Source organism: Acidobacteriota bacterium, assembly GCA_016208495.1.
Lineage (GTDB): Bacteria > Acidobacteriota > Blastocatellia > Chloracidobacteriales > Chloracidobacteriaceae > JACQXX01.
In genome coordinates this window covers 1-12,045 of sequence record JACQXX010000012.1, presented here as the reverse complement: position 1 = coordinate 12,045, position 12,045 = coordinate 1, and the positions used below count along the sequence as shown (strand labels likewise).

The window sequence follows — 12,045 nt, the reverse complement described above, 5'->3', positions numbered from 1 at the left end:
GACTCAACCCCAGTTCTGATGGACTCCTCGCTTTTCTCATCCGTCGAGCTTAACTCTCATTCGCTATTTTTCAAATAACTTTTGCTAACTCACTTAGGGTTGCTGGGTTCTGAAGGGATGAGGGATGAGGGATGGGGGATGAAAAAAATCACCTTGTCACCTTGTCAGTTGGTCATCTTGTCAGGATTTGGGGCTTAGGGTTCCGGGTTTTCGAGATCTTTGTTTTCGTCCTTTTTGTCCTTTCGGCAGCCATTGTGCAGAGTACCTCTGCGTCAGGAGTCAAGCCCATGAAAGAACTGTACTGGCCTGAGTTTGAAACGGCTCTCAAACAAAAAGTGAGTGCGCATATTGCTCAATCACCAGAGCTTTTGAGTCAGTTCCGCAAGCGGAAAGTAACGACGATGCTCCAGCATCTTCTGACCTGGCTTGTATATGGACTGGGAACCTTTATTTTTGGGCTGGGGACACTGGCGGTGTTTTTTTTGTTTGCCGTTCCAAAAGGGAGCGACGCGCAGGCGTTCTGGTTTTTACTTCCGGTTGCGGCCACCTGCGCGAGCCTTGCCTGGGCTTCCTTTGTGCGAGATAAATTACAGGTCTCGCCAGCCCACCTGGTTTTTTGTGGCCTCCCAATTTCAAATCCTGGCTTTTTCAATTGTATCTGGAGCAAAACTCATCTTTTTCAAATCGCATTTTTTATTCTTTTCAGCGCCGCCACGTTGGGAAGTTTATGGGGAGCGCAGCCAGCACGGCATTCAATCATTGATTCCATCCATCCGGTGTTCCAGATTTTGATTGGATTTGGGGTGGCTGGTCTTCTCACGTTGATCACTCAGACCAGCACAGTGCGGTTGCTTCAAGGCTGGCCAACACACCTTTTGAAAACCGTGCGGTATGTGTTGTTCCCCTGGATTATATTTGTTTTGGGATTGAGTGTTGGGCTTGGCGCGTTTCACCTCAGCCCTTTGCCGGGAGACATACTTGAGTTTTCAACCTTGATCTCCCCGGTTGGGTGGGTGTGTTATGCGTTTTCCCACGGTCTGCTCGCTTTAGATTCCCGGTGTCTTTTCGCTTTCATACCCGCCTTTTTGTTTCTTGCTGGAAGCTTCCGCCGTTTCCATCAACTGCGGGCATCGTTTGCGCTTGAAGGGCAAGAAATTCAGTTACCAAACCGGTTGTTTAATCCACCCAGCCCGACCCCATCCTTACCAGCATATAGTGAATTTGCCAGCACTTCGACTTTTGTGACTCAGCCGTCAGCCACCAGTGATTCCGATCTAATGGCAGCACAGGTTCGGCGAAACCTGTTCACCCCAGGGTTTGATCTGGCTAAGGAAGGCTGGGTCGAACGATTGGTGGCTCGCTCTCTCTCACCATCCGAACAACACCTATTTGAGTTTATGTCCGGCGGAAAGAAAACCACCGACTGGACAAAGCTGTGGCTGTATATCCTTGGTGGGACAGCTTTTGCCTCTTTCAGCATTTCAGTTTTACCGGCGCTTCTTCGATTTTTCGATTTTTTAGGAAAACAAAATCCATTCTTATTTTCGGTGCTGTTCCCACTTTTAGGGATGATCCTCCTGCTTGGCTTTGGTTTTTTCAATCTCGTTTTGGTGATCCAGATTTTGCAATTTTCCTGTTCACCAGCTTTTAGTTTTTCCTTTCCTGGGTTTCAGTCGCATCGAGCCGCAGAAAAAATCATTCCCTGCCATGCCATCTACCCAATTGGATTCTGGGCAATGCTTCGAATTCAATGGAAGCTGTGTTTGATTCGCTCAATTTTGATATTCCCAGGCGTGGCCCTGCTCAGTATCGGATCCTGCAATTTGTTTCACTATCCGCTGCTCACTGGTGTCCAGATAGCTCTGAAAATAACCTGTATCCTGCTGACAGTATTTATTATTGGAATGGCTGACTGTTTTTGGAATGGAACTTCGTCTGGAATTGTCTCGGTCTTTAATTTCATTAGCGTGAGTGCTGTCCTGACGCTGGGTGGAGGAATAACAGGTCTGGGATTTCTTGCACTCTGGAGGCCGACCTGGGAGTTTGCCACGGCCTGGCTGGTCTCTATTACCTTCATGTTTCTCTGGCTGCGGATCTTTGGGAAGCTGTATAACCACGGAAAAGTTGATTTGCTCCGAAAAGCAGCTTGAGAATGAACAGTTTCCAGACTGTCATCCTGTCATTTTGTCACCTTGTCCGGCTGTCACTTTACTGTTGAGGGTCAACGCTATGAAAAAACTGTACTGGCCTGAGTTTGAAACAACTCTCAAGCAGAAAGTAAGTGCGCACATTGCTCAGTCACCAGAACTTTTGCGTGAATATCGAAACCGGCAACTGATGGATACACTCCGTTGGCTTCTGCCCAGGTTCGGGTACGGACTGCTTGGAATACTCTTGCTACCGGCAACATCACTGGTGGTTGGATTTTTTTTACTGCTTGGAAGCTCTCAAAAAACACCCGTTTGGTGGATAAGTTCGGTTGCGGTGACCTGTATCAGTATTGGGTGGGCCAGCAATATTCGAGAAAAACTTTTGAATTCCCCTGCCCACCAGGCTTTCCGTGGGTTACCAGTTCCGGATACCCTCTTTTTTGACTTTGCTTGGAGAAAAAGTGTTCTCATTCAAATTGGGCTCTTTTTTCTTTTTAGCTTGCTGATATTTGGAGGTCTCTTTCCACAACTCATTAAGCAGGAGGATCTGGAGATTGCTCCGGTTCATCGCTGGCTGAAAGTCCTGATTGGGATTGGGATAACACTTCTGCTTGTGAGTACAATCCGGGAAAGCGTAGTCTGGCTCGCTCACCGGTGGACAACCATTCTCCCCAAAGCAGTGCGTATGGGGCTTCTTCCGTGGGGAATATTCGTTGTCGGACTCCACGCTGTGCTTGTTCCATTGCACCTTTCCCCATCCCCCTGGGGTACGCTCGAACTGTTCACGTTGATTTTCCCGACCAGTTGGGTTTGTTATGCATTTCACCATGGAATTCTGAATTCTGATTTTGCCTGCCTGGTCGTGTTTGTGCCAGCCGTATTGTTCATTGCCGAAAGGTCACGCCGGTTTCAACAATGGCGGGCCAGTTTTTCACTTGAAGGTCAGGACCCACTTGCGCGGACGCACATCTTTAACCCATTCCCTCAAATTCCCTTGTCTTCAAAACCAGTTCACAAAGAAAGTTCCATGGTTTTGGAGGGTTCACCGTCTGCTGAGCAAGATCCCGATCTAATGATAGCTTTGGTCAGACGAACTTTATTTGCTCCAGGCTTTGATTTGGCTAAAGAAGGCTGGGTTGAGCAGCTTTCAGCTCGCTATCTCACACAATCTGAGCGGCATATCGTAGAATTTATGGCTGGGAGCAAAAAAATCATGAGTTGGACAAAACTTTGGGCCTATAGTTTTGTCACAACACTTGGCATCAGCCTTTGCCTGTTCATATTACCTTATATAGTTCTTTTCTGGGATAGCCTTATCAGTCGTGTTGGTCCAATCAACCTGATAATTCTTTTCGCCGCACTTAAAATCGTAGCTTTTTTGGGAATGTGTTGTCTCGCTTTATCTGCAATCGCAGCAACACTTCTGTTCTGCCTTCCGCCTATGATGTCGTTCCTGTTTGATGGGTTTCGGCTCTATCGCACCTCAGAAAAGACAATTCCAATGTATGCCGTGTACCCAATTGGATTCTGGCCAATGATTCGAATCCAGTGGAAACTCAGTTTGGTGCGACTGGTATTAAGTTTTCCAGCCATTTGCTCCTTCAGTTTTGGGGTCAATTCAGTGTTTAGATTAACACCTGGCCTTGGGGTGGAACTGGCATTCAAGTGTATTGGTATTCTTCTCATAATCACAGTTCTTGGATTGCTTCTTGCTTTTTCCGACGGAACAACAAGCAATGTGATCTCTATTTACAAAATCATCAATGGAATTGGGATCATTTTGACTGGAGTTGGAATTTTCCGTCTCACCGATGCGACGATGCACGGTACAATCTGGCAGTTTTTTTCGGTCTGGCTCGTGATGATTACCCTGCTGTTTCTCTGGCTGATGGTCGTTGGGAAGTTGTATAACCAGGGGAAAGTTGATTTACTGGGCAAAGCCGCCTGAAGGCGGAACTCTCAACTCACCCAATCTACATTGACCATGCAAGAAGCCATTATCCAATCCACTCAATCAGCCGCTATGGCGAGCACCTTTCTGATCCTGCTTGGGGCAGTGCTGAGCGGCATCATTTTCTTTCTCATGTCTGACAACCGTTCGCGTCGGTCTGAATTCTGGGGCTACGAGTTCTCCAAAAAGACATCGCTCATCACCGCCGGACTGCTTTTTTCGGCAATGTTGATCTATGTCTATATTCAGTACTGGATGGTGTTTTATTCATTCAAATTTGACGGGCAATCACTGGCACTGCACTACGCCCTTCCTGGCCGGAGTAAAGTTCTGGCGCGAACCGAAATCAAAAATGTTTCTTACCGGCTCGAAAACGCCAAAACTTTTTCCTATTCCCTCATCATTGTTGATCAGACCGGCAAGGAGTATGTCAGCATCCCAGGCAAACGCGAGACAATCATTGACTTCGCTCACGAGATCGAAGACCAGCTTCGGAAATAAAGGCTGGGGCTGAAGATTCGCAAACTCAGGGATGAAGAATTGGTTTTATTTCATCCCTCATCCTTCATCCCTCATCCCTTCGATTGCCCCACGCATCAATTGCAAAGCCACTCCGGTCTGGGTAAGATGTCTGTTTCTTGCCAATTCGCGCTGATTTCCTCCAATCACCGAAAGGCACATTCCATTTTCTCATCTCACACGGTTAGGAACTTCCTCACATGATCACACTTGAATGGACGGCTGAAGGCGTGCGCATGGTCGATCAGCGACGGCTTCCGGTCGAAGAACTGTACCCTGTTTACACAACTTATGAAGGCGTTGCCGAGGCAATTCGGGAAATGGTGGTTCGTGGCGCACCGGCGATTGGTGTGGCTGCCGCCATGGGGATTGCGCTGGGCGTGCAAAACCCTCCGGCCTCCAGCCTTGATGCCCTCGACAAACAATTTGAACTGGTCTGCCAGGTCATTGGGGCGACAAGGCCCACGGCGGTCAACCTGTTTTGGGCGATTGAACGCATGAAACGCGTCTATACCGAAGCCCGCCGCGATGGCAAAACCATTGCCGATATTGAGGAACGCATCATCCGCGAAGCCCAGGACATGCACGCCGAAGACATCGAAATCAATCGGATGATGGGCAAAAACGGCGCCGATTTGATTCCGGATGGCGCCACGGTTTTGACCCACTGCAATGCGGGTGCACTGGCCACCGCCGGATATGGAACGGCTCTCGGTGTGATTCGCGCCGCGGTCGAACAGGGCAAAAAGATCGAAGTTTTTGCCGATGAAACCCGGCCCTTCCTGCAAGGCGCCCGGCTGACCGCCTGGGAATTGATGAAAGACAACATTCCGGTCACGTTGATTACCGACAACATGGCTGGTCACTTTATGAAAAAAGGCCGCATTACCTGTGCCGTTGTTGGTGCTGACCGGATTGCTGGAAATGGTGACGTGGCCAACAAAATCGGCACCTATATGGTCGCCACGCTCGCGCACCGGCATCAATTGCCGTTTTATGTTGCCGCTCCAATCTCCACGCTTGACCTCTCGCTGACAAGCGGCGACCAGATTCCGATTGAAGATCGAACGCCTACCGAAGTCACCCACGTCGCCGGTAACCGCATTGCTCCGGAAGGCGTCCAGGTGGCAAATCCAGCTTTTGACGTCACACCCAACGAACTGGTCTCGGCCATCATCACGGAACGCGGCGTCGCGCGTCCAAACTACACGCAAAGCCTGCGCGCCCTGGTCACCAAAGCCCAGTCAAACAGCTAACGCCTGGGGCTCAAGAACCTGCAATGAAGAATGAAGAATGAAGAATGTGGTTAGTGGTTAGTGGTTAGAAATCAATACCTTCGAAGCACGAAACACCAGTTTTTCTTCAGCCCGTTTTCTTCAGCCCTGGCTTTGAAATCTGCCTCTTTCACCTTGCTCACTATTTTTTATGTCTTCTTTTCCGATTGAACAAAAAGTCGGCCAGTTTCTTTTTATTGGAATTCCTGGCAAAACCATTGATGCTGATACCCAACGGGTGTTGAAAGAAATTCAACCAGGCGGGGTGATTTTGTTCGCCCGCAATTTGGAATCACCCCAACAAGTTGCTGAACTCACCCAGGACTTGCGGCGCTTTATCCGCGTTCCACCGATGATCAGCATTGATCAGGAAGGCGGTCGGGTTGACCGGCTCCGCACCATTACCGAGCCGATGCCTTCGGCCCAGGACATCAGAGCCACGGGCGATGCCCGATTGTCATATGAACTGGGTTTTTTGACAGCGGAAATGCTCCGATTGCTGGGACTCAACATGAATTTTGCCCCGGTGCTGGATCTGGCGGTGGTTGAAGGCCAGGACAATGCATTGCAGGATCGCTGGTTTGGGAGCAATTCACTCAAAGTCACCCGGCTGGCAGGGGCCTATCTCGAAGGTTTGCAAAATCACGGCATCATTGGCTGTGGCAAGCACTTCCCTGGCCTGGGCGATTCATCGGTTGATTCACACAAACAACTTCCGACGGTTCACCGGTCACAGGCGCAATTGATGGCCGAAGACATCAGCGTATACCAAAACCTGTTTTACAGCCTCAACACGCGACTTCATGCGATTATGCTGGCGCATGCCTGTTATCCGACCTTTGATGGCAACGCTGGAATTCCGGCTTCCCTTTCCACCAACATTGTGACGGATTTGCTCCGGAAAAAGCTGGAGTTTGGTGGAATTGCAATTTCAGATGACCTTGAAATGGGGGCAATTGCTCAAACTTACGAGTTTAAAGATGCCGTCCTGCAGGCCATGCTGGCAGGTGAAGACATGTTGCTCATCTGCAATACCAGGGACCGCGCCGTCGAAGCCCATCAGGTCCTGGTCAAAGCCGCCGGTGAAAATAAACTGACTCGCAATCGAATCGAACAGTCAATTGATCGCATTGCCAAAGTCAAATCACGGGCGACTGCGGCGCCAGTCTTTGATTCGATTGCCTTCCAACGCCTGGCGGAACGAGTGGTCAATCTCAAACACAGCATTGCCGCTCAACTGGCCCACTCGGGACGATAAATTTTAGGGTTCAGGGTCATAAGCGCCAGGATAAGAATTTGAGGCCCGCAGGGTCGTTGTGTAATAGCCGTGGTGCGAAGCCCACGGTCACGGCCAGGACGAGACCCAGGCCCGACGACGGCATCATTCAATCCCAACGGAAAGGACACAAGGTTTCTTATCCTGGCGCGTATGGGGTTCAGGGTTCAGGGTTTCGAAACTTGTTCCTTGCCGCCGATAAGTGCTAGAACCAGGAAAGGTAGATTCTCCCTGCTGATGAGTACCTTACCGAAAATTTCCAGACATTTAAACTACGGAAAACACGGAACCTGGATTCATTTGGCTCTGTTTCCGTGGGCTTCGCACCACGGCTATTACACAACGACCCTGCGGGCCTAAAATCTATTTGTAGCGTTGCATCTCGTTTTTCCAACCTCAACCCGTTCCTTCGAAAACCCGGAACCCGGAACCCGGAACCCGGAACCCGGAACCCCTACCTATGCACAAACTTGCCTGTCTTGGACTTCTTGTTTTGCTTCCGTTTTTACTCGCCTCAGGTTGTCGGCGAAACCAGCAGCCCACACCGGGGTTGCTCGTGATGGCAACTGAAAAAGCCCCCAAGAGCATTGATCCTCGGGTTGGCAATGACAGCGTCTCAGCCCGGTTGCATCAGTTGCTCTTTAACACACTCGTCAACAAAAATGACCGGTTGGAGGTCGTTCCCGAACTGGCGACCTTTGAAGTCACCCCAGATGCCAAAGTCTTTACCTTTCATCTGAAACCTGGGGTGATGTTCCACAATGGCAAACCGTTAACTGCTGAAGACGTCAAATACACGTTTGACACGCTCCGCGACCCAAATTTCAATTCCGCGAAGAAGGGCGATTTTATTAAGGTTGACGTCATTGAAGCCCCCAACCCACAAACAGTGATCTTTCGCTGTAAAGAGCCCAATTCTCCGATGCTGGTCAGTCTGGTGGCGATTGGGATCATTCCAAAAGACAGCGGCGGCACGGCTGAAACGAAACCGATTGGTACTGGACCATTTAAGGTCGCAGACTATCAGGTTGACCGTGAAATCACGATGGAGGCGTTTCCTCAGTACTTTGAGGGTGCTCCGAAGCTTGAAAAAGTTCGCGTCCGATTTATCCCGGATAGCGCCGTCCGTGAACTCGAACTCCGTCAAGGCGGCGTCCAGTTAGCCGTCAATGCCGATCTGGCTTCCGACACGGTTGAAAAGCTGGCCCAAACAGCCAATCTCACTGTCTGGCAAAGTACTGGCACCAATATTTCCCACCTTGGAATCAATTGTGATGACCCGATTTTGAAGAACGTCAAAGTTCGACAGGCACTGGTGCATGCCGTCAACCGCGAGAGTTTTATCAAGAATGTCCTGCGCAATATGGCGCGTCCGGCCTATGGGCCACTTCCGCCGGAGCAATGGGCCTATCCGGCTGACCTGCCAAAGCTTGACTATGACCCGGCACTGGCTAAAAAGCTGCTCGACGAAGCCGGATACCGCGACCCGGATGGAGACGGACCTCAAACACGGCTCAAACTTGAAATCAAAACGTCTTCCCTGCCGCTGGCTCGTCAGATTGCCACCGTGTTGCAGGAACAATTCAAGCAAGTCGGCATTCAGCTTGAAATCCGATCCTTTGAATTTCAGACGTTTCTAAGCGATGTCAACGCCGGGAATTTCCAGCTCTACACCTTGACGAGCATCGGTGCCAATCAGCACCCTGATTATTTGAGTTATGCGTTTGATTCGTCGCGCATCCCAACCAAAGAGAAAAATTACAGCGAAGGTGCCAACCGCAGCCACTATCGCAATGCTGAAGTTGACGGCTGGCTGCGCAAAGCCGGAGCAACACTCAACCAGGAAGAGCAAAAGCAACTTTACGGGCTGGCACAAAAGAAAATCGTTGAGGAAGTTCCCACGATCTTTCTTTGGTATCCAAACAACGTGGCCATCGGCAGCAACAAGCTGACAAACGTAAAGCCTGATTTGTCAGGGAGTTACACGTTTTTGAGAAATTCGACTTTTCAATGACAGAATGACCGGGTGACAAACTGACAAGGTGACAAATTGACAAGGTGACAAATTGACGAGGTGACAAATTGACGAGGTGACAAATTGACAAGGTGACAAATTGACAAGGTGACAAATTGACAAGGTGACAAACTGGCAAAATGACGAAATAATGGATCGTCAAGGGAGATCTGTTTTATGTCAGCCAACCCGAAACATTTTTACTCACTCGACGAATATTTTGCCCTCGAACACGCCAACACCACCCGGTTTGAATATTGGGATGGCGACATCCTCTGTATGAGCGGGGGGAGTCTGGCTCATAGCCGGATTGCAGGGAATGTGTTTCGCAGGATTGGGAATCACCTGGAACAGTCTGGTCGCCAGTGCGAAGCATTTACCTCAGATCAGCCAATCAAAACGCCAACCCTTCCGCCGTATCGGTATCCAGATGCTTCGGTGGTGTGTGGAACCGTTCAGCTTGAACAATTTCGCGGGATTGACATGCTTCTCAATCCAATTTTGATTGTGGAAGTAATGTCCCCAACAACAGCGGAACTGGATCGTCATGCGAAATTCGAAGCCTATAAAGAAATTTCAACTGTTCGTGCATATCTTTTGATTGATCAGGAATCACCAACCGTCACCCTCTGGCAAAAACAACCTGATGAAAGCTGGGCGCCAACCCTGGCTCAAGGATTAGACCAATCAATTGAGTTAACTTCTCTGGAATGTACACTGGACCTGGCAGATATGTATGCCCGGGTCGAATTTGGAATTTCTGAGCCTTCAACATAAAGCAAAAGTTCAGGATGCTTTTCTTCCATGAACATCACCTGTACCTGTAACTCGAAGCTCCCACGTCTGGCGTGGTGTGCGCGACTTCGCAAAAATGCTGATGTGATTGAGGTTCTCCACGGTCCGTGGGTTGAAACACAGGAAACTGGTTTTTTTGAAGGCGCCTGGGATAACGAGTTTGATGCGTTTCGATTTGATCAAGCTCTGATGGCAGTTGGTTCCGGGGCACGGTTGACCGCAGATGGCATTGTTTTTGTGGCGCCAAGTCACAATCTCGAATGGATTCAATTACTTCGGATCGAAGATGAACTCCTGGTTTCCAATTCGCTTCCGTTTTTGCTGATGCAGGCTGGGGATGGGCTCGATGGTGGTCATCCATTTTACCTGTTTGATTTCCTGAACCGGTATCGCCAGGGGCTGGCGGTTCACACCAAAACCATTCCGACGGCACACAAGCGACAGGTTCAGATTTACGATGGCTGCAACCTGCTGGTGAGACCAGATTTGACGGTACAGCGGCTTGAAAAACCGCAACCGCCTCCACCTGTGACCTATCACGAGTATATTCAGTTGCTCCAGGAAACCCTGAATCGAGTGTCAGGCAATGCTCAGGATAAGCACCGACAGCGACGGTATCCTCCGGTAACCACAATTTCGACCGGGTATGATTCAACAGCCATTTCAGTGCTGGCAACACAGACTGGATGCCGCGAAGCACTTACGTTCCGTCAAAGCGGTGACCTCAAACAAGGGTATTTGCAAGACAGCGGCGCTCAAATCGCCGGGATGCTGGGACTGGACGTGATGGAATTTGACCGCGAAGAAATCCAAAACCTGCCCTCCCTGACTGACGCCGAATTTTTCATCAACCCTCTGATTTCAACTGACCGTGGGTTTCTGGTTTTTGAAGACCATCTGACCAGCCGGCTTGTACTGACGGGCCGCAACGGAGAAAATTACTGGACGACCAATCCAGACCTCATTTTTCCTCTGCTCCAGGAACCATCTGCCCGCTTAATGTCAGGCACAACCCTGGGTGAATATCGGTTGCGGGCCGGGTTTATTCACTTCCCGGTGCCGTTTTGCGGTGCCGTTCATGCTGAACCCATTTTTCAAATCACAATGTCAGATGAGATGAAACCCTGGTCCATCGGTGGTGAATATGACCGCCCGATTGCCCGCCGAATCATTGAAGAAGCCGGCATCCCACGCCATCTTTTCGGTCAGGTCAAAAAAGGCGGTGGCAATAAAGCTCGCCCCTATCGGCTCACTGATCGCTGCGAAACGGATTTCCAGGCATTCTACGAGTCAGAAATTCGGCCACGTTTCCCACAGCCCAATTTTGACCAGCTTGAGAGTGCCGCCCGTTACGCGGAGCGCGACCACAATCACCGGAACTGGAACTCGCCGAATCTGTTTGTCTTCCACTGGGGCTTTGAGCGAATCAAGCACCGGTATCAGGTGTAATAGTTACCAAAAATATAATCAAATCTGACAGACCTTCGTCCCAAGACCAGGAATTGGAACTGAAGGTCGTGCCTGACTGACTGAACCATACAGTTGGTGTTCGCACGTGGCTTCCCGTTTGGAAGTGCCTGAACCGGCACTTCCAAACGGAGTCACCCGTACCGGATTGACTACCCAATCCGCCATCCCGTGGCCTCCGGCGTCCGGTCCTGGTCCGAAGGCATCCGGGAATGCTTTGGTGATAAGATTGAGCGCGGCGTTGACATCGGCGTTGAGGAGTAACCCCCGACCGGTCCGAAACAACCCGCGATGAATTCGTTTTCCGGCATAGCTGGCTTGTTTTTCAACCGCTTCGCCATCCAGGAAAGAACATTTCGATGTGTAGCTTTCCTCAATCGTCACGACTTTGATCCCGACCGACTGGCATTTATAGGTCAGCATCTCAATCAGTCGGGCGTGTGGAATCGCCGTAAACTGTTGATTGACCACGCTTCCGAGGGTGACATTTTGTTTCCAGAGGTCATTTTTGCCGATTACAACCGTGTCAATCCGATAGGTGAGGCACAGATTGACGATCATTCGCGAACTCTGGTGCAGGGCATTCTCTATTTGGCGAT

At 50.0% G+C, this 12,045-nt stretch carries 10 protein-coding genes; 8 read left to right on the top strand and 2 right to left on the bottom strand.

What is annotated here, in order from left to right; translation table 11 throughout:
* Positions 1-287 precede the first annotated feature (287 nt).
* Positions 288-2,150: a hypothetical protein gene (locus HY774_01915; GenBank protein ID MBI4747214.1), complete on the top strand. Its 1,863-nt coding sequence runs from the start codon at positions 288-290 to the stop codon at positions 2,148-2,150.
* Between the two features lie 533 nt (positions 2,151-2,683).
* Here the strand turns inward: HY774_01915 and HY774_01910 are convergent.
* Positions 2,684-2,893 carry a hypothetical protein gene (locus HY774_01910; GenBank protein ID MBI4747213.1) on the bottom strand — a complete coding sequence of 70 codons (210 nt, stop codon included), beginning with the start codon at positions 2,891-2,893 and terminating at the stop codon, positions 2,684-2,686.
* Positions 2,894-3,144: 251 nt separating this feature from the next.
* On the opposite strand from HY774_01910, the gene HY774_01905 reads away from it, so the two are divergent.
* From HY774_01905 to HY774_01875, 7 genes are all read left to right on the top strand, one after another.
* Positions 3,145-4,098 (top strand): hypothetical protein, encoded by a 954-nt coding sequence (locus HY774_01905; protein ID MBI4747212.1) that lies wholly within the window; start codon positions 3,145-3,147, stop codon positions 4,096-4,098.
* Between the two features lie 36 nt (positions 4,099-4,134).
* Positions 4,135-4,602, top strand: coding sequence for a hypothetical protein (locus tag HY774_01900; protein MBI4747211.1), 468 nt, complete (start codon positions 4,135-4,137; stop codon positions 4,600-4,602).
* 218 nt (positions 4,603-4,820) lie between these two features.
* Complete coding sequence (mtnA, locus tag HY774_01895) at positions 4,821-5,876, top strand: S-methyl-5-thioribose-1-phosphate isomerase (GenBank protein MBI4747210.1); 1,056 nt, start codon at positions 4,821-4,823, stop codon at positions 5,874-5,876.
* Between the two features lie 169 nt (positions 5,877-6,045).
* Positions 6,046-7,152, top strand: coding sequence for a beta-N-acetylhexosaminidase (gene nagZ, locus HY774_01890; GenBank protein MBI4747209.1), 1,107 nt, complete (start codon positions 6,046-6,048; stop codon positions 7,150-7,152).
* A gap of 478 nt (positions 7,153-7,630) precedes the next feature.
* The gene (locus HY774_01885; GenBank protein ID MBI4747208.1) at positions 7,631-9,184 is read left to right on the top strand and encodes an ABC transporter substrate-binding protein; all 1,554 of its coding nucleotides are present in this window, start codon (positions 7,631-7,633) and stop codon (positions 9,182-9,184) included.
* 177 nt (positions 9,185-9,361) lie between these two features.
* Positions 9,362-9,961, top strand: a complete 600-nt coding sequence (locus tag HY774_01880) for a Uma2 family endonuclease (protein ID MBI4747207.1) — start codon at positions 9,362-9,364, stop codon at positions 9,959-9,961.
* Positions 9,962-9,988: 27 nt separating this feature from the next.
* Complete coding sequence (locus tag HY774_01875; GenBank protein MBI4747206.1) at positions 9,989-11,428, top strand: hypothetical protein; 1,440 nt, start codon at positions 9,989-9,991, stop codon at positions 11,426-11,428.
* Between the two features lie 18 nt (positions 11,429-11,446).
* On the opposite strand, the gene tnpB is transcribed toward HY774_01875, so the two are convergent.
* Positions 11,447-12,045: IS200/IS605 family element transposase accessory protein TnpB (gene tnpB, locus HY774_01870; GenBank protein MBI4747205.1), on the bottom strand; the 599-nt coding region annotated here is incomplete at its 5' end.